A 19,362-nucleotide genomic window follows, 5' to 3' on the forward strand; every position below is an offset into this window, starting at 1 on the left:
AGTATCTCAGTATCTCAGTATCTCAGTATCTCAGTATCTCAGTATCTCAGTATCTCAGTATCTCAGTATCTCAGTATCTCAGTATCTCAGTATCTCAGCAACTTTCATTAGTCCTGAATATAAGTTTTATTTCCATTTTTGTTGATGTAGTATTTACCGCCTTTTGGTCCAGTATATACTTTTTTGCCATTGTATTCTCCGGTCACTTTGTCTGGTGTTTTTGGAGCTTTTTCATTTGTTTCTTTTACAGTCTTAGTAGCTGATTTTTTAGTTTTGTCGGCTTCAGTTTTTGAACTTTTGCTTGCAGCATCGGCTTTTGTTGCTGATTTTTTAGCTTTGTCGGCTTCGCTTTTTGCTTTTGCACTTTGTTTGTCAGCAGTTTTTTTAGCATCAGTTGCAGATTCTTTTTTAGCTTTTGCTGCTGCAGCGGTTGCATCATCTGCCGCTTTTTTAGATTTGTCTGCCGCTTTTTTTGCATCACTTGCTGATTGCTTTTTAGCTTTTGCTGTTGAAGCTGTTGCGTCATCTGCCGTTTTTTTAGATATGTCGGCTTGTTTTTTTGCATCTGCTTTTGCTTTTTTTGATGCCGCTTCAGTTTGGCTCTTTGTTGCCTTTACAGTGGCATCCTGACCATAAAAATTAGATGAGAAAACAACTATAAAACAAAGCAATAATAATTTTTTCATAAGGTTACGTATTTAAATTTCAATTAAAATTAATCAATTTATTGTCATCTTTTTCGCATCCCACTAAAAATATGCGCGAAGCTGTACGTTTCCGGTATGGACCGTTGTTCCTGTTTCGCCTTTACGGCCTTGGTAGTTTAAATTAACATCTAAAAATGATGTTATATTTTTTTGAAGAAGAAGTTTCCAAACTAAATTTTGCCCAGCCTGAAGTCCTTCCAGCATTTGATATCCTACTGATGAAAATTCATTTCCGGTGAATTTATTCTCATAAAAAGAAAATTCACCATTTAAGGTTACTTTTTTCTCGCCGGCAAACGAGAACGAAGTTCCAAGTCTGTTTTGAACTAAAGTTTCTAAATTGCCAATCTGATTTTCTTTATTCTGAAATTCGTAAAAGAAATCTAAACTGGTATTTTTTGAAAATAAATAACTGATTTTTGGTGCAATCTGATAGCCTTTTAAATCATAATTTTTCTCCGCAAAATCTTCTGAAACTAAATTCGTTTTTATCGTTTTGGTGAAAAAATTAAAAAGCCACGTTTTTTGAAGTAAATGCATGTACTGTAATTGATGCGAATTGTTGGTGACATTTTGAGATCCTACAGAAAGCAAATTTTTTCCTTTATTGACCAAATAAGAATACGTTACTGAATGTTTCTGTTTGCCTCGATTAAAATAAAGACTGTTTCTTAAACTTGAATTTAGTCCCAAAATATTTTCTTCTGAAGAATCAAACGGATTTAGTTCTAAGCGTTCGCCTTTGCTTTTTACTTTTCGATCCATAATAAAGGAAGTTTGGTTGTAAAAATAAGAAGCAAATTTTTTCAAGCCGGTTTCATTTTGCCATTGCAGTGGGTTCAAAATCAGCGACTGCGAAAATTTATTCTGATTTGTTTTGATGTAAACTTGATTCGGCAAAAAGATTCTGATAAATCGCGCCTGATCTGAAAATTGTGCAATCTCAAATTCTTCTAATTCTTTAATTCCGTTGCCATTATAATCATTCCATGTATAAACACCTTGGCCGGTTGGGACTTCAATATAAGTAAATTCCTGTTGTGCAATAGTTCCAGAACTGGTTTCATAAGCCGTTCCAATTTGCATTAATTGACCAAAGAAACGATCATTGTATAAAATCCTCGAATTTAATGAAGGTTCATTGCTTCGATTTGGATCTGTAAAATTTAAATTTCGGTAACTTGCATAAACCGCCAGGTTTGTTTTCTTGTTCTGAATTAGTTTTGATCTAAAATAGTAGGTCTGAGAATTGTTGACATGCTGCAATAATCCGTTTTGCAAACTGTCATTTTTACGTTGCAGAAAACCCAATTCGACAAAAACTTTTGTGCTGTCGCCCCGCCCGATAAAACCGCCATATTCTGAAAATCTTTGGCTCAAGGCCGAAAACTGATTGGTAACTTTATCTTTTTCCTGATTGTCCTCAAGTTGCATACTGGCACCAATCCAGTTTTTTCCAAAATGATATTTAGTTCTGGTTTGATTTCGGATAAATTTTGAAACCGAAGTGGTGGCATCAGAATTCAAGAAACTTCCTTGATTTTCAAAAGTCCATTTTTTTATTTTAAAAAAAGCTGTTGTGGTGTGGCGTGTTCCGGAATAACTTTCGCTGAAATCTAATTTTTCAAATTGATACGCCAATAATCCAACATTCGAAGTTTTCTTCTTCGCAAATAAATCAAAATTAAAACCAGTTGCCAGCAGACTTTGATTCCCTAAAAGCGTTGAATTTAAGTTCCAGTCACGGTTAAATTCGATATTATATAAACGCTCAACCGACTTAAAATTTTCGTCGACAAATTGATAGTTTATAAATGCATCTAGCGTCCAGGTTTTAGTAAAAAGCCGTTTTTTAATATTGGTTTTAAAAGCAATTCCTTCGTTGTTTGCATCGTCAATACTCGAAAATAAATTTTTATCGTTGTTGCTTACAGCAAGTTCAAAATCGGCAAGTGTTTTTTCATTTGGATTATATTTTCCTAAAAAGGTAGCAACCTGCAGTTTTATTGGCGGAATTAATTGTACAATGGGTTCGTAATTTCCTTGAAGAATTCCGTTTACTGGAGACACATATTCGTAAATACGTTCGACTGAAGTATTGTTTTGAATAATGTAATTTCCAGCGTTATTGCCAACAAGACTGAATTTTACATTGTATAAAACAGCAGCGGGATCGTTTGAATATTCATAAACTTCAACCGAATTGATCAGTGTTTTTTTGTATAAAATTTTATTATCAGCATAAGTATCTTGAAATGCTGAAGGCGCTTTCATCAAATCTGGATTATCGCCGGCCTGACTTAAAACCTGAACTTGGTCTTTAGAAAGATTTTGTTGCAAAGGCTGATTTTTCAAGTCATTTTCAGAATAAACATAACCACCAAAACTCCAACTTTTTGTCTCATGTGTTCCACCGGCATAAGTCACAAGTCTATTATAATTTCGTTCAGAATATTGGTATTCAATGTTAATACGCATTTCCGAAGTAATCGTAAAAAGCGACGTAAAAACAATTTCACCAGCATTATAATCAATTACATAATCATTGTTTTCACCACGTTTCAGTAAAACACCGTTTACATAAACACGCTCTGAACCTGAAATAACCAAAACGTAGAGTTCGCCATTTTGGCCTTTTAATTTATAAGGACCTTGGTTTCCTTCCTGTCCGGTAAAAGTGCTTTTGGCATATTGGCCTTTTACAAAAGCAACGGACGCAAATATATTGGTTTTGCTTTTTTCGGTATCAAAATCAAAACTTGCAGAAAGTCCCTGAACCTTTTTGTTGAAATTAAGAAATTGCGTTTTGCGGTTTTCCAGAAAAACATCGCCGGCGCGAATGTTCCAATCATCACTGAAAAGCTCCATGAAAATATTGTCAAACTGATCCAGTTTTTGCGAATAACCGCCATCCTGCAACGGAATATTATTGTCCTGAAGCGATGCCCGCAGACTGACTTTATCGGAGATTTTTCCGGTAATCTGTAAATCTAGATTAGAATTTAAAACCGTATTTTGATTGTTCCCGACAGTAACCCCCCGCGTGATGCTTCCGGAGGTGTTTAAACCATCAAATGGGATCACTTTTTTAGTGTTGGCATTGTCAATTTTATACAATTTTTCAGAACCGGCATCATTACTGACCACTTGATCTGATTTGTAAAGACTATATTCTTTGGTAATAAAATCAGGATATTTCAAATAATTGACAATTAAAGTATCTGAAATTGAAGTGAATTTTTCATTTAAAAGAAGTCTTCCTTTTTGAAAATCAATTTTATAAAAAGAAGAATCGATAACTTCGTTTTTAGTATTCAAAAGCTGAAAATAACTCGGATTTATGCTGAATTTTTCCAGATGAATGGTATCGCGGGTTGCAATTACTTTTTTTGTTTTGTACGGTGATTCTGTTTCCTGAGCATGAAGCGCAGAAAACCAGATGAAAACCGTTAAAAACAGTAATTTTTTCAACATAAATACTTTAACTCTAAAAAGTCAAAAGTAGTATTTATAATTGGGAAATTGCGAGGCATTTGTTTATTGGAGAATTGGCTGATTTTAAGTTTAGTGTCTAGGTTTAATTAGTATTATTAATTATAATTTTGAAGTATAATTCTCTTCATAAACCAATCTTTTTTTTAGCTTTGTTCGATATATCACAAACTTAATTTATGGATACGGGCAAAGAACTTTTATTCTTTTTTAGTGCTTTAGGTTCTTTCAACGGAATTATTCTGGGCCTTTATTTTTTCTTTTTAACTAAGAAAAAATACCTGACAAATTATTTCCTTGGCGCACTTTTGTTTGCTCTAAGTATCCGGATAGGAAAATCTGTATTTGTTTATTTTCATCCCGAGCTTCCAAAAATGTATTTACAGTTTGGGCTTACGGCTTGTTTCTTTATCGGGCCGTGTTTGTATTATTTTATCAAATCGGCAGTTGAAGAAGTTCAGGTAATGCCCAAATCATGGAAGTTTATTTTAGCATTTTGGGGAATTTTAATAGTTGCTGTCGGCATTGTATATCCGTATGAAGTATATCCAAAACTTTGGGGAGGCTATTTCATAAGAATCATTTATTTTCAATGGTTAGTCTATATCGCGTTTGCCGGTTTTGAACTTCGCAGTGTTTTGAAGAAAATTCTCAGCAGAAAAGAAAAAGAAACTCCTGCCGAAATGTGGTTCGGAATGCTGTTTTTAGGTAATTTTCTCTTATTCCTATTTTATTTTCTATCCATTATGGGAGCGCCGGGAGCTACATATATAAGTGGAGCAGTCGTTTTTTCGTTTATTTTATACTTAGGAATTTCAATTCTTTTGTACAGAAAAAAAACAGACGATTTGTTTTTATTGAACGCAAAGATTTCTAATAAAAAAATAGATTCGGCAGAAGCAGTAATCTGGTCTGAAAAACTGGAAAACGCAATGCGCGAAAAGAATTTATATAAAAATCCAAACCTGACACTTCAAGATCTGTCTCAGGAAATTAATATTTCAAGCCACCAATTATCGCAGTTTTTAAATAACAATCTGGGAAAGAATTTCACCAGTTTTGTCAATGAATTTAGAATAAATGAAGCTTGCAAAATTATAACATCAAATGACAAACTGACTTTGGAATCAGTTGGCTATGACGTTGGTTTTAATTCTAAATCGACTTTCTTTTCAGCCTTTAAAAAACATACAGGAACAACACCGCTAAATTATCAGCTTCAGGCTTTACAAGATTAAAACGAAGTATGAATTTATAGATCCGTACTCCTGATTTCGCTTTCGATTACCTCATTTCGTGATTTGAAACTGACTTTTGTCCTCACAAAAAGTCAAATTTTAAACGCAAAAATTCATGAGGTTTTTAATTCTAGTATTCGCTTATTTTTATTGTTTTCTTCTAAATGTAACCCAAACAAATGCACAATCCATTCAGAAAATATCTGGAAAAGTGATGAGCACAAATAACGAATTGCTGATGGGAACTGCAACTGCTTTATCCGTTCAGGATTCTGTAATCATTAAACAACAGGATTTTTTAGATGGCGTTTTTCAATTGTCAGATATAAATCAAAAACAAATTATTCTAAAATTAACATCGGCAGAATTTGCAGATCGCTATTTGAATTTGAAATACGAAGGAAAGGAAAGTGTTGATTTAGTCGCTATTATTACCGCAGGAAATCAGAATAAATTAAATGAAGTTGTTATAAAAAGTCAATCCTCGTTATTAAAATATGGATCAAACGGAACGATCGAAGTCAATGTAAACGGAAGCGTATTGGCAACTAGTAGTTCTGTTAATGAATTATTGAGTCGTGTGCCAAATGTAGTGGTTGCCGAAGGACAAATCAGTGTGCTTGGAAAAGGCGAAGCAATAATTTACCTAAACGGAGTTTTGATTAATTACGAACGTTTTGCAGCGATTCCGGTTTCTCAGATCGAGAAGATTGTAGTTATTTCGAATCCATCTTCCAGATACGATGCCGAAGGAAAAGCAGTTATCAATATCGTCACTAAACAAAATATTGAAAGCGGTATAATGGGAACGGCAAGCCAGCATATTTCGGTTTCTAAATTTGGGGGAACAAGCTATAACTCGCTTTTTGATTTTAGTTACTCTAAAGGAAAATTCTCTTTTATAAGTAATTACGGTTTGCAATTAGGCAGAAATCGGGAATTGTTGTACACGACAAGAACGCGCCCGAATCCTGATGAGTACATGAAATCTGAATTGACAACTGACTGGAAAAGAAGATTTAACAATTATTCTAATTTTGGATTTGGACTTCAATATAATTTTTCTGCTAAAGATTATCTTTCATTAGCCTATAGCGGAAATGTGAATGATTTGGGCGGTATTACAGAAAGCAGAAATTCGATAACTAATAATTCTGGAAATAGTTTTTATGCCACAGATGTTGATCGAAATGATGTTTTATTAAATCAGTTTATCAATTTAAACTATAACTTGACAACCGAAAAAGGTTCAACATTGTTTATTGGGTCTCAATTTTCTAATTACAATCTGACGATAGGGGATCTAATTGAAGAAAACAGTTTTGTTGAAGAAACAGATTCAGAAAGATATTTAAAAAACAATGTTGGCAGCAGGATTAATATTGTCGCGGTTCAGGCAGATTATATTAATGAAATAGATGAAAAAACTAAATTTGAAACAGGAGCGAAGTTTAGTCATGCTACTATAAAATCTGGAACAGATTTTTTTATTTCTGATGATAATTTGAATTTTGAATTAGATGAGGATCTTTCCAGTGATTTTGAATACAATGAAAAAATTGTTGCGGCTTATTTCAACTATGTCAGAACGTGGAATGATAAGCTCAATGTTTCACTTGGAGCAAGAGCAGAAAAAACAAGCTACAATTTATTTACAAATGCAAATAAAGTTCAGGAATTTGAAAAAAGTTATGGCAATTTCTTTCCAAACGCACTTTTAAATTTTGATTTTTCAGAAGATTGGAAAGGGCATTTTTCTTACGCTGCAAGAATAACAAGACCAAGATATCAAGCTTTAAATCCGTATATTGTTTATCAGGATCCATTCACTACAATTGAAGGAAATCCAAACCTGCTTCCAGAAAAAACTCATGCTTTTGAAATTGGTACGATGTACAAAAAGTTCGATTTTAAAATTGGATATACATATAAAATCGATCCTATTTCTGCGGCTGCTCTGCGAGGAGATACACCCAATAGTTATGTTTTAAAAGCTTTAAATCTGGAAAAAGGACATACGTTTTTTAGTTCGCTTTCCAGATCCTTCAATCTAAAATGGTGGAATTCTACCAATACAGTAAGTGTTACTTGGCAGAAATCTGTAGATGATTTTTATGCATTTGAATTTAGTCCTGTAAAACCTCAATTTTATTTGTATTCCAATAATACATTTACAATTCCGAAGCTTTTCAAACTGCAGCTTTTAGCTTGGTATTTAAGTGATAGAAGTTATGGATTAGGAAGTGAAAACAGCCGTTCGACAGTAACTTTAGGAATAGAAAGGAATTTTTTAAAAGAGGCATTAAAACTTAATTTTTCAGCCAACGATATCTTTCATAAGTTTATGATTTCCGGAGATTATAATGTTGGCCAGACTCAAATTTATTATCACAGAACCTATACGAGTAATTACTTTAAACTTGTCGCAACTTATAATTTTGGGAACTCCAAAAAAACAAGTTATAAGAAATCTGAAATTGAGCAGACGGAGAATAATAGGGCGAGGTAATTTTTTAATTTTATAGATTCTCTTGTTTTGTGGCGGTTTTTTCTTTTTTAAAATAAAGTGTATTGTAGATTTACTTTATGAATCGTCCTAAAGTGATTAGAACTGCCATTAAAAGAAGGAGTGCAAAAACAGAATTAGGATTTGCAAAATTAGTAGTATAACCAAATTGTTTTATTTTCTTGGGAGGGAATAATCGTTTGTCTTTTGGATTGTAATAGAATATTCCCCAAATCCAGTTATCAGGATCATTAATCCATTTATTTTTCTCTTCTTCGGTTGGTTCGTTGTAATTCATATTCCAAAACAAATAGTGACTGATTACTAATAAGTAAAGTTAATGAAATCTTCAAACAAGGGAAAATTCGTATAAACAAAAAGGCCTCGCAATTAAGCAAAGCCTTTCTAAAATATATTTGAATTGAAATAATTACCTTTTATAAACCAATATTAATTTAGCTCTTTAGTTACAATCTGCATTGTTTCACGGCTTACTTGTTTCAATAAAACTTCTTTATCTTTTTCAACCGTTTCAGAAGCTTGTTCTGTAAAGTGACGAATAGTATAAAGAGTTACATTTTCGCTAAATTCTACTTTGAATTTTTTCGAAAGAATCGCATTCAATTCGTTGAAATTTCCAAATTTATCTTCCACACAAACAGAGAAACTAATTGCCGAATTCTGAATCAAGTTTACTTTGATTTTAAATTCGTGGAATAATCCAAAAATCTCACTAATATGCTCTTCCATAATAAAAGAGAAATCAATTGATGAAAGTGAAATTAAAAGCTGTTCTCTCTTCACAATAAAACAAGGGTATTGTGGCTCAAGATCAACACCTTTAGAAACGCAAGTTCCTTTTAATAACGGATTAATAAAAGATTTTACGTATAAAGGAATTTCTTTTTTCTGTAATGGTTGTAGCGTTTTTGGGTGAATAACCGTTGCTCCGTAAAATGCTAATTCGATTGCTTCACGATACGAAATTTGGTTTAATAAACTCGCATTTTCAAAATAACGCGGATCGGCATTCATAACTCCAGGAACATCTTTCCAGATGGTTACGCTTTCGGCATTTAAGCAGTAAGCAAAAATCCCTGCAGTATAATCAGAACCTTCACGGCCTAGAGTTGTCGTAAAGTTGTTTTCATCGGCACCTAAAAATCCTTGTGTGATATTTAAAATTTTGCGCGGAACATTTTTACTGATAAGTTGTTGTGTAGCTTCCCAGTCAACTTCTGCATCTCTATAAGTTGCGTCCGTTTTGATGAAGTTGCGAACATCAAGCCATTGTGTCTGAATTTCTCTGAAATTCATGTAATGACTTAAAATATTTGTTGATATCAATTCTCCAAAACTTACAATCTGATCGTAAACAAAGTTGTAATTTGGAGATTTATTATGCGCTAAAAAGTATTCCAACTCAGTAAATTGCTCGTTTACTGCTGTAAAAACGGCATGTTTTTCGTCTTCAAATAGATCTAATAAAATTTGATTGTGGTACTTTTTTATTTCTTGTACCGAAGAATTTAACTCAGCCGATTTGTCAAAATAATTCTTGATAACCACTTCAAGAGCATTTGTTGTTTTTCCCATAGCCGAAACTACAAGAATTACATCTTCATATCCTACTTTTTGTAAAACGTCATAAACGTTTTTAATTCCATCTGCATCTTTTATTGATGCTCCACCAAATTTAAATACTCTCATTTTTAATTAATAGATTTTAGATTTTAGATTTCAGATTCAAATCGAAACCTAGTATTTTGTTTTTTTTGCCACTAATTCCACGAATTTCCACAAATTAATTCGTGCTAATTCGTGAAATTCGTGGCAAACTTGACACAGATTAGAAAATCATTTTAATCCTTATAATCTGTGGCAAAACATTTCTTTTATAATTTTTCTAAGAATGAATTAACTCCTGCTTCATCCATTTGCACAACTTGCCAGTCTTCCAGAATTCTTGCGCCAGAATTCTTGTAAAAATTAACTGCTGGTGTATTCCATGCCAGAACATTCCATTCCACTCTTCGAACGTTATCTTTTTTTCCTTGTTTCATGATTTCAGCATAAAGTGCCGACCCTAAACCGGTACCGCGCATTTTTTCTTTCACAATCAAATCTTCAAGGTGTATTGTTTTTCCTTTCCAGGTCGAATAGCGGTAATAGTATAGCGCAATTCCAACTATTTCTTTTCCGTTTTTGCTTTCTTCTGAATCGCTTTCAATCTCTGCTACAAAAACCTGAAAAAGAGGTTTTTCTCCAAATCCGTCACGAATTAAATCTTCTTCTGTAATTACGACAGCTTCCGGTTCTTTTTCGAATATCGCCAGCTCCTGAATTAATCCTAAAACCGATTTCATGTCTTCGGGATTTCCTTTTCTAATATTCATATAATCTTATTATTAATTGCATATAAGGCAAAAAAAAATGTATTTACTGCATTCTTTTTGACTTTAATTAGCAAATATACAATAGTAACAAACTAACAAAATAATTTTTAAATCATTCTCACAAAATAAGCGATATTTGTGACTTTAAATAAAAACTATAACGATATAGCAATGGAAGAACGCAATAAAACACTGGGAGAGTTTATTATTGAGAACCAAAAAGCATTTCAGTATTCGTCGGGAGAGCTTTCCCGAATTCTTAACTCGATACGTTTGGCGGCAAAAGTCGTCAACTACAAAGTTAACAAAGCTGGATTAGTGGATATTATTGGCGCCGTAGGCGAACAGAATATTCAGGGAGAAGACCAGCAAAAATTAGATGTCTATGCCAACGAAGTATTTATCCAGACGTTAATAAACCGTGAGATTGTCTGTGGTATTGCTTCAGAAGAAAACGACGATTTTATAACTGTTCAGGGGAGCGACAACAGTCATAATAATAAGTACGTGATCTTAATGGATCCGCTTGACGGATCTTCTAACATTGATGTAAATGTTTCTTTAGGAACTATTTTTTCTGTTTTCAGAAGAATTACTCCAATTGGAACCCCGGTAACAAGCGAGGATTTTTTACAGCCGGGAATCAATCAGGTAGCAGCAGGATATGTAATTTATGGAACTTCGACCATGCTAGTTTACACAACGGGACACGGAGTAAATGGTTTTACGCTAAATCCGGCGATTGGTACATTCTACCTTTCACATCCAAATATGCAGTTTCCAAAAGACGGACACATTTATTCGGTCAATGAAGGGAATTATGTCCATTTTCCGCAGGGAGTAAAAAATTACATTAAATATTGTCAGCGTGAAGAAGATGACAGACCCTACACTTCTAGATATATAGGAAGTCTGGTTTCTGATTTTCATCGAAATATGATTAAAGGTGGGATTTATATTTATCCAACTAGTTCAAAAGCACCAAAAGGAAAATTACGTTTATTATACGAATGTAACCCAATGGCTTTTATTGCAGAGCAGGCTGGAGGAAAAGCAACAGATGGTTTTGGAAGAATTATGGAAATCCAGCCAACAGAACTACATGAAAGAGTTCCGTTTTTCTGCGGAAGCATAAATATGGTAGAAAAAGCTGAGGAATTTATGGCGGCTGAATAAGTATTCAGAGGTCAGTTTTTAGTATTCAGTAACAGACAACCTAACAGGTTTTTACAACCTGTTAGGTTTTTTTGTTTCAGGTTTCAAGTTTACTTTTGGCAATAAACAACAAACCCGACAGGTTCAAAAACTTGTCGGGTTTGTTTTTAATTTTCATTCGCAGTCAAGTTTCAGTATAAAACTGAACACTAAAAACTGATCACTGAATACTATTTATGCATATGTTGCATTTCGTAAATAAAAGTATCTCCGTCAACTTTCTGGTCGACTAAAGATAATGCTTTTGCTATAATATAATCCACGTTACTTGGAGTGAATCCTAGAGCTACACTAATCTTTTTCAATAATACTTCTTGTTTATCCTCAAGATGATGATCAACATGTACCATTCTTGTTAAATCATATAAACGCTCTAAACGCTGTACATATGAATAAGGTGGATTAATTGGGTATTTTAATGGATCGCTAAGAATCTCTTCGTACTCAGAGTCGGTAATTTCTAAACGAGAAGCAAGTTTATCTAAGAATTGTTTTTCTTCAGGATATACAATTCCGTCTGCTAAAGCTACGCGAACAATAGCTGAGAAATGACCTTTATTTCTTTGTTTGAATTCGCTATCAAATAATTCTGAAAATGACATAATTAATTAAGATTTTTGTTAAACAAAGATAAAAGTTATTTTAATTCATAATTTTAAATTTCTCATAAAATTTAACTTATTTTTCTACGTTGTTTTAAGGATGGACTTCATGAAATTTTCAAAATAAATCGTAAGTTTACATCCCCTAATCATTTAATATTATTACCCCTATGTCAGAATTTTGGATTTATTTTCAGATAGGATTAAAACACGTTTTAGATATCAACGCCTACGATCACGTTCTTTTTTTAATCGCGCTAACAGTTCCTTACGCTTTTAAAGACTGGAAACGCATTTTGCTTTTGGTTTCGGTTTTTACAATTGGCCATACAGTAGCATTAATACTTTCTGTTTTTGGAATAATCGCTGTAAAAGTAAACCTTGTTGAGTTTTTAATTCCGATAACAATTTTAATTACCGCTTTATATCATCTTTTTACCGCAGGAAAAGCAACTAAAAATGAAGGTGTAAATTTAATTTTTATTGTTACGCTATTTTTCGGACTTATACACGGACTTGGATTCTCAAATTATTTTAAAACAATTTTAGGAGGTTCGGCAACGTCAAAATTACTACCTTTAGGAGAATTTGCGTTAGGAATTGAAACGGCTCAGTTAGTTGTGGTTTTCGTAGTTTTGATACTATCTTATATAGTGCAGACAGTATTTCGCTTTTCAAAGCGCGACTGGGCACTTGTAATGTCGGCTTTTATTGTTGGAGTTGTGATTCCGATGATTATTGAAAGCCCAATTTGGAACAGATAAAATAAATGGAGATAAAAAAATTGAACAAATACGATAAAGCGTATTTGAGAATTGCAAAAGAGTGGAGTTTGCTTTCTTATTGCAAACGAAAGCAAGTAGGAGCAATTATCGTAAAAGACCGAATGATAATTTCTGATGGTTATAATGGAACACCATCTGGATTTGAAAATTGCTGCGAAGACGAAGACGGACTGACCCGATGGGATGTGCTGCATGCCGAGGCAAATGCAATTTTAAAAGTAGCGAGGTCAACACAGTCCTGCGAAGGTGCAACGTTGTACATTACGCTTTCACCCTGTAAAGAATGCAGTAAATTGATACATCAGTCAGGAATTAAAAGAGTGGTTTATCAGAATGGATACAGAGATGATTCTGGACTTCAGTTTTTATTAAAAGCGGGTATCGAAGTCGAACATATTCCTGTTTTAGAAGAGTAATGAAATTCAATCTAAAATATTTGCCAATTGTTATCGGAGCCACTTTTGCTCTGGGAACCGTACTCGGAAGCCTTATGAACGCTCCCGCTGATGATCAGCTTTTGGCTAAAAATTACTCGAAAACCAAATTAAATAAACTGATCGACTTTATTAATAACGAATATGTCGACAGTATCAATACCGATTCAATTGTAAACCTTACAGTTGATAATATCCTATCAAAATTAGATCCGCATTCCGTTTATATTCCGCCAAGCGAACAAGCCGAAGTTGCTGAAAGCATGAAAGGGGATTTTGTTGGAATAGGAATTAATTTTTATATGTATAAAGATTCCGTTGCGATCATAAAACCAATTGAAAACGGACCTTCAGCGAAAGCGGGACTAAAATCTGGCGACCGAATTTTGTTTGCAGGAAAAACAAAATTATACGGACGAAAACTTCCTTCCGACAGTTTGTTCTCGAAATTAAAAGGGCTTCAAGGTTCTGAAATCGAATTGACGGTTTTTAGAAAATCGGAACAAAAGAAACTGAAATTTAAAATTAAAAGAGATATTATTCCCATTAAAAGTGTCGATGCTTCTTTGATGCTGGGAAATAGTACAGGTTATATCAAAATCAATCGTTTTGCCGAAACTACTTATAACGAGTTTAAAACCGGTTTGACGCGATTAAAACAAAGTGGTATTCAGTCGCTGGTAATTGATCTTCGTGATAATGGTGGCGGATACATGGAAGAGGCTATAGCTATTGCTGATGAATTTTTGAAAGACAAGCAGTTGATCGTTTTTACCAAAAATAAAAACGGCACAACCGAAAAAACATACGCAACAAAAGCCGGAAGTTTTGAAACCGGAAAAGTATTTGTTCTGATTAATGAAAATAGTGCTTCTGCTAGTGAAATCTTGGCTGGAGCAATTCAGGATAATGATCGAGGTACTATCGTTGGGCGCCGTTCATTCGGGAAAGGATTAGTGCAACGCGAAATGGATTTCAACGACGGATCTGCAGTGAGATTGACTGTCGCACGTTATTATACGCCTACAGGAAGATCGATTCAGAAACCGTATAAGAAAGGAAATGAAGAATATTTTAAAGAGTCAGAATCCAGAATAAAATCAGGTGAACTTTATGCTAAAGACAGTATAAAAGTGGCCGATTCTTTGAAATTTAAAACTCCAAAAGGTAAAATCGTATACGGTGGCGGTGGTATTGTTCCTGATGTTTTTGTTCCGATGGAAGCAGAGCACGGAAATGAAAATGTTGCTTATCTATTGCAAACCGGAATTGTTGGACATTTTGTTTTTGAAGAATTGGATAAAAACCGAAAAGCATTTGTTGGGCTTCATTTTAATGAGTTTTTAGAAGAAATGAAAAATTCAGATGTTTACTTCAAGAAGTTTAAAAACTACATTGCAATGACCGGTTTGGATTTAAAATTAGATAAAACCAAAGCGCTGGTAAACCGTTATATCACAGCTGAATTTGCGAGACAATTGTTCGGCGAATTATATTACTACAATGTGGTTTTGAAAGATGACGCCATGATCAAATCGGTTTTGAGTCCAAAGAAACAATCCTGAAACTTTTAAAATATGAAAACAGAAGCCGTTGTAAATGCTGAAATTGAACTTTTAACTGCAATTAAAAATGCTGATGTTCCAACTTTAGATAAAATCCTTCACGACGATTTGCTTTTCAATTTACCTGACGGAAATACCATTACAAAAGCTTTTGATCTTGATTCCTATCGTTCTGGAAGAATGAAGATAGAATCACTAGAAGCTTCAGACCAAATTATTAATATAATTGACAATGTGGCTGTGGTAACTGTTGCAGTTTCATTAAAAGGCACTTATGATACTACTCCAATAAATGGTGTTTTTAAATATATCCGAGTTTGGAAACAGTTTGATGAAAATTTAAAAGTTATTGCCGGAAGCTGTATTCCATTGGCATAAATTTTGAAAAGAAACTTAATAATAACATAAAATTAGACTTAGCGATCCTTGCGTAATTCTTAGCGTACTTTGCGGTTAAATACATTCAAAACATGAAAAATTTAAAAAGAATAAGCCTTCTTCTGGTTGTAATGACTTTTATAATCTCTTGCGCAACTGCAAAAGACAGCAGCAAGACGGTTTCGGGCAAGGTAGAGTCAATTGAAGGCGGTAAAGACGGATACACAGCAAAAATCAATACAGATCAAAAAGAAGTTTACTTTGCGACAATCAGTATTGTAAATGTGGGCGGACCGCAAAACTACAAGCAAGTAAAAATTGGTGATGTCGTTTCAGTAAAAGGAGAATTCTGGAAAAGTGAAGACGAAAATCATATTAAGGTTACTCAGATTATTTCGGTGAAATAAAAGAATAAACCATATAAGTCATATAAGTTCATTTAATGCTTTGCGCATAATTCACATGAGCTTATATGACTTATATGGTTTAATAATTTTATAGATGTTTTGTCTTATCGGATACTATCATGCGCATGAGTCTGTACGCCATTATTCCATAAAGTTAGAATATCTGTAGCAACTGCAGCGCCACTTCCGGCAGCGATTGCTAGTTGACTTCTCCAGCCTGCCAAAGTTCCAATTGCATAAATACCATCAGCAACTTTGTGATCGTTATTTTTCAGCTGAATTCGTTGTTTTTCTGGAAGTGCTTTTTTGTGCGGTTCAACAAACTCCATTAAGCCATCAATGTCAAACGTATTGGCAGAACCAATTCCGACAACAATACTTTTTGTTTGGTAAGAGTTTTTATTTGTAATTACAGTGAATTCAGGAAATTGACCTTCAACTTTAATTACTTTTTCGTTTGCGATTTGAGCAATATGTGGATAAGATGCTGCTAAATCATGTGTGCTTTCTGTAAGTAATTCAGAACCTAATTTTCCTGGTGTTATGCCATAAGCATTGTAGAAAATTGCTTCTTGGAGAGAAGAATTTTTTTGATGTGTAAAAATTCCGATTTTTTTATCGGCTGCAAAAGCTTTGTTTTTAGCAGAGCCTAAAACAAGTGCACAAGACATTCCTGATACACCTCCGCCAATAATTAGAACGTCAAACATTATTTATCTGCCGTTTGTTTTTTCTTCAATTCTTTTTGAAATTCTAAAAATCAAAAGAATCAATACGGCGCAGAAAGAAGCTGCGATTCCAATAAAAGCTACCATGCTGTCTCCCTGAAAGGGATTTTTGAAGTCTAATAGCGTAATATTAAAAACAATTAAAGCTAATGCCAAAAGCACTAATATTGAAGTAAAAATTTTCATCTGGTTGTTTTTTGTTTAAAATAATCAAAGTAAAACCTTAAATAAAGGGCTTAAAGTTTCGTTTTTAGAAATTTTATGCGGTAAAAGTATAAAAATAAATGTTAGACGAACAAACCTTTAACATTAGCGGCGAATAATTTAACAGCAATCGCTAAAAGTATGACTCCAAATGTCTTGCGGACTACGCCCAGACCATTTTCTCCTAATAAGGTTTCAATTTTTTTAGAGGATTTTAAAACAATGTAAACCAGTATAATATTCAGTAAAATAGCAATAATAATATTGATTGTATGAAACTGAGATCGTAGCGATAATAGTGTTGTCATGGTTCCGGCTCCGGCAATCAGCGGAAATGCTAATGGTACGATTGAGGCCGATCCTGGCTCTTCGTCACGATAAATTCTAATTCCTAAAATCATTTCTAAAGCAAGGAAGAATAATACAAATGATCCGGCAACTGCAAATGAATGTACATCGATACCAATTAAATTCAGCAATCCTTCTCCAACAAATAGAAAAACAATCATAATCATACCTGCGACTAAGGAAGCTTTTTCTGAGTCGATGTGCCCAACTTTTGCGCGTAAATTGACAATAATTGGAATTGATCCTACAATATCAATTACTGCAAAAAGTACCATTCCAACCGTAATAATTTCTTTAAAGTCGATTTCAAGCATATTGTTCTGATTTTAAGCGATTAATAATTTGCTGCAAAAGTAGGTAATAAAGTTAGGTGATTTTTTGCCACATTGTATTTTTGTTATAAAAACATAGTTTAATGGTGTAAAATGTGATATTTGTAACATTATCATCTTTCGACTGCTGATTTGTAGAAAAAGGGTTGTTTGTTTTTGAACTTAATTTATTTTGATACTTGCCAATGAAAAGTTGATAAAATCAAACGTTAAAAATATAACTTACTGAAAATCAATCACTAAATTTGCACTAACTTAAAAAGGAAAGGTTATGAAAAAGATGATGTTTGTTATAGTTTTCTTGTGTTTATTGTTTTCATCCAATAGTTCACAAGCCCAAATCTGGCAGCAAATTAAAAAAGCAGCACAACAAAAAGGTCAAAATGGTACCGGAACTGCTGATCAAAATGCAAGTATGGAAAATGCCGTTTTAAGTTATGGTAAAAATAAAGTGGATCCCTCGGTTGTTCCAAATTCCTATGCTTTCAGCTGGAAATACAATATGGAGATTAAAACCGATGAAGGAAAAGCTATGAATGCTAATTATTTGCTAGAACCTAATGCTTCTTATTTCGGAATGAATATTTCTCAGGGACAAGGACAGGATATGTTTATGATTATGGATTCTAAAAACAGTATTATGGTAACTGCCTTTGGAAACGGCAAGGAAAAAATGGCATCAGCTTCAAAAATGCCTGATTATACAGAAATGGCAAAAAAAGAAGGTGAGAAATCAAAATTTACTTATAAGACACTTCCAAATAAAACCTTTTTGGGTTATAACTGCAAAGGAATTCAGATGACAAATGATGAATATGATATTATTTGTTATTACACTAGTGAGGCAAAAGTGAGTTTTGGCGATATGTTTAAAAATCAAAAAGGCTGGAAAATGCCCGAAGGATTGTCGAACTATTTTAAACCAGAAGATCGTACGTTGTTAATGGATATGACAATGAAAGATTTAAAAAGCCGTAAAGTAACCACAATGAAATGTCTAAGTTTGGAGAAAAACGCTTACATGTTTAATAAATCAGACTATAAATTTATGTAGATAAAACAACCCGTTGATATAATTGAGGTTTTTTTAAACACATAGAGACATAGATTTATTTTTTAATAAAGAGTAAAAAAAAGAAACATGTTTCTCTCATATAGCCGGCTATGTTTGTTTTAAATAAGTGAAACGCCTTTTTTTAGATAACTAATTCTATGTTTCTATGTGTTAGAATAATTACACGCAATGCATAGATAAAATGGTAACATTCTAAATAAGTTAGGTTTGCAAACATATATTGATGTGCGGTTTTTATTTCCTGAATCTTTAATTACCTTTGCAAAATGTTTCAACTAGGAAAAACCATCGTATCAGAGGATATACTCGAAAAAGAATTTGTTTGTAATTTATCAGCATGCAAAGGGGCTTGTTGCGTCGACGGAGATGCAGGCGCACCTTTGAGTGAAGCTGAAACTAAAATCTTGGAAGAGATTTATCCGAAAGTAAAGCCTTTTTTAAGAAAAGAAGGAATTGCTGCAATTGAAGCCCAAGGAGCTTGGGTAAAAGGAACAGACGGCGATCTAGAAACAACTTTGATTGATAATAAAGATTGCGCGTATGTTATTTTTGACGGAAAAACGGCGCTTTGCGGTATCGAGCAAGCTTACAATCAAGGAATCGTAGACTGGAAAAAACCAGTTTCTTGCCATTTATATCCAATTCGTGTAAAAGACTTTACGGAGTTTGCTGCGGTAAATTACGATAAATGGGATATTTGTGATGATGCCTGTTCTTTAGGTAAAGAATTAGAAGTTCCGGTTTACAAATTTGTAAAAGAAGCGTTGATTCGCCGTTTTGGTGAAGACTGGTATTTAGAACTTGAAAAAGTAGCAGAGGAACTTAAGAACTCTTAAAAATTCAAGTGTAAAAATTACCCTTTTGCGAGGGCGCATTTTAACTCAAAAAAAATAAAGTTTTGACTCAAAAAAAACTTTTAAAAACAATTTAAAATTTCTTGCTTTTTATTT

At 33.5% G+C, this 19,362-nt stretch carries 19 protein-coding genes; 10 read left to right on the top strand and 9 right to left on the bottom strand.

Annotation, left to right across the window (positions count from 1 at the left end; genetic code table 11):
• Window positions 1-107: 107 nt before the first annotated feature.
• On the bottom strand, window positions 108-686 hold the full coding sequence (locus EV145_RS16285) for a hypothetical protein (RefSeq protein ID WP_133526257.1): 579 nt from the start codon (window positions 684-686) through the stop codon (window positions 108-110).
• 63 nt (window positions 687-749) lie between these two features.
• On the bottom strand, window positions 750-4,181 hold the full coding sequence (locus tag EV145_RS16290) for a hypothetical protein (RefSeq protein WP_133526258.1): 3,432 nt from the start codon (window positions 4,179-4,181) through the stop codon (window positions 750-752).
• Window positions 4,182-4,378: 197 nt separating this feature from the next.
• On the opposite strand from EV145_RS16290, the gene EV145_RS16295 reads away from it, so the two are divergent.
• Together EV145_RS16295 and EV145_RS16300 are read left to right on the top strand one after the other, a co-directional pair.
• Entirely contained in the window at window positions 4,379-5,437 is a 1,059-nt protein-coding gene (locus tag EV145_RS16295; protein ID WP_133526259.1) for a helix-turn-helix domain-containing protein, read from the top strand.
• A gap of 115 nt (window positions 5,438-5,552) precedes the next feature.
• Complete coding sequence (locus EV145_RS16300) at window positions 5,553-7,946, top strand: TonB-dependent receptor domain-containing protein (RefSeq protein ID WP_133526260.1); 2,394 nt, start codon at window positions 5,553-5,555, stop codon at window positions 7,944-7,946.
• 70 nt (window positions 7,947-8,016) lie between these two features.
• On the opposite strand, the gene EV145_RS16305 is transcribed toward EV145_RS16300, so the two are convergent.
• The 3 genes from EV145_RS16305 to EV145_RS16315 form a co-directional block, all read right to left on the bottom strand.
• Window positions 8,017-8,241: a DUF5808 domain-containing protein gene (locus EV145_RS16305; RefSeq protein WP_133526261.1), complete on the bottom strand. Its 225-nt coding sequence runs from the start codon at window positions 8,239-8,241 to the stop codon at window positions 8,017-8,019.
• Window positions 8,242-8,393: 152 nt separating this feature from the next.
• Window positions 8,394-9,653 carry an aspartate kinase gene (locus EV145_RS16310; protein WP_133526262.1) on the bottom strand — a complete coding sequence of 420 codons (1,260 nt, stop codon included), beginning with the start codon at window positions 9,651-9,653 and terminating at the stop codon, window positions 8,394-8,396.
• A 185-nt stretch (window positions 9,654-9,838) separates the two neighbouring features.
• The gene (locus EV145_RS16315) at window positions 9,839-10,339 is read right to left on the bottom strand and encodes a GNAT family N-acetyltransferase (protein WP_133526263.1); all 501 of its coding nucleotides are present in this window, start codon (window positions 10,337-10,339) and stop codon (window positions 9,839-9,841) included.
• 171 nt (window positions 10,340-10,510) lie between these two features.
• Between EV145_RS16315 and fbp the strand changes: the two genes are divergently transcribed.
• Entirely contained in the window at window positions 10,511-11,515 is a 1,005-nt protein-coding gene (gene fbp / locus EV145_RS16320; RefSeq protein ID WP_133526284.1) for a class 1 fructose-bisphosphatase, read from the top strand.
• A 209-nt stretch (window positions 11,516-11,724) separates the two neighbouring features.
• Here fbp and EV145_RS16325 read toward each other — a convergent pair whose 3' ends face one another.
• Complete coding sequence (locus EV145_RS16325) at window positions 11,725-12,156, bottom strand: TerB family tellurite resistance protein (protein WP_133526264.1); 432 nt, start codon at window positions 12,154-12,156, stop codon at window positions 11,725-11,727.
• Window positions 12,157-12,326: 170 nt separating this feature from the next.
• Between EV145_RS16325 and EV145_RS16330 the strand changes: the two genes are divergently transcribed.
• From EV145_RS16330 to EV145_RS16350, 5 genes are all read left to right on the top strand, one after another.
• The gene (locus tag EV145_RS16330) at window positions 12,327-12,920 is read left to right on the top strand and encodes a HupE/UreJ family protein (protein ID WP_133526265.1); all 594 of its coding nucleotides are present in this window, start codon (window positions 12,327-12,329) and stop codon (window positions 12,918-12,920) included.
• Window positions 12,921-12,925: 5 nt separating this feature from the next.
• Window positions 12,926-13,357 (top strand): deoxycytidylate deaminase, encoded by a 432-nt coding sequence (locus tag EV145_RS16335; RefSeq protein WP_133526266.1) that lies wholly within the window; start codon window positions 12,926-12,928, stop codon window positions 13,355-13,357.
• On the top strand, window positions 13,357-14,940 hold the full coding sequence (locus EV145_RS16340; RefSeq protein WP_133526267.1) for a S41 family peptidase: 1,584 nt from the start codon (window positions 13,357-13,359) through the stop codon (window positions 14,938-14,940). Before EV145_RS16335 ends, EV145_RS16340 begins: the two co-directional genes overlap by 1 nt.
• A 12-nt stretch (window positions 14,941-14,952) precedes the next feature.
• Entirely contained in the window at window positions 14,953-15,318 is a 366-nt protein-coding gene (locus EV145_RS16345) for a nuclear transport factor 2 family protein (protein WP_133526268.1), read from the top strand.
• A gap of 92 nt (window positions 15,319-15,410) precedes the next feature.
• A complete protein-coding gene (locus EV145_RS16350) occupies window positions 15,411-15,725 on the top strand; it encodes a hypothetical protein (RefSeq protein WP_133526269.1) in 315 nt (104 codons plus the stop codon).
• A 104-nt stretch (window positions 15,726-15,829) separates the two neighbouring features.
• Here the strand turns inward: EV145_RS16350 and EV145_RS16355 are convergent, their stop codons facing one another.
• The 3 genes from EV145_RS16355 to EV145_RS16365 form a co-directional block, all read right to left on the bottom strand.
• Complete coding sequence (locus tag EV145_RS16355; protein WP_133526270.1) at window positions 15,830-16,435, bottom strand: FAD-dependent oxidoreductase; 606 nt, start codon at window positions 16,433-16,435, stop codon at window positions 15,830-15,832.
• Between the two features lie 3 nt (window positions 16,436-16,438).
• Complete coding sequence (locus EV145_RS16360; protein WP_026728410.1) at window positions 16,439-16,639, bottom strand: hypothetical protein; 201 nt, start codon at window positions 16,637-16,639, stop codon at window positions 16,439-16,441.
• A gap of 101 nt (window positions 16,640-16,740) precedes the next feature.
• Window positions 16,741-17,319, bottom strand: a complete 579-nt coding sequence (locus tag EV145_RS16365) for a MarC family protein (RefSeq protein WP_035653377.1) — start codon at window positions 17,317-17,319, stop codon at window positions 16,741-16,743.
• A gap of 289 nt (window positions 17,320-17,608) precedes the next feature.
• Between EV145_RS16365 and EV145_RS16370 the strand changes: the two genes are divergently transcribed.
• Both EV145_RS16370 and EV145_RS16375 read left to right on the top strand, forming a co-directional pair.
• Window positions 17,609-18,391 carry a DUF4412 domain-containing protein gene (locus EV145_RS16370; RefSeq protein WP_133526271.1) on the top strand — a complete coding sequence of 261 codons (783 nt, stop codon included), beginning with the start codon at window positions 17,609-17,611 and terminating at the stop codon, window positions 18,389-18,391.
• Window positions 18,392-18,678: 287 nt separating this feature from the next.
• Complete coding sequence (locus EV145_RS16375) at window positions 18,679-19,248, top strand: DUF3109 family protein (protein ID WP_133526272.1); 570 nt, start codon at window positions 18,679-18,681, stop codon at window positions 19,246-19,248.
• Window positions 19,249-19,362: the final 114 nt, after the last annotated feature.

Source organism: Flavobacterium sp. 245 (assembly GCF_004362055.1).
GTDB lineage: Bacteria > Bacteroidota > Bacteroidia > Flavobacteriales > Flavobacteriaceae > Flavobacterium.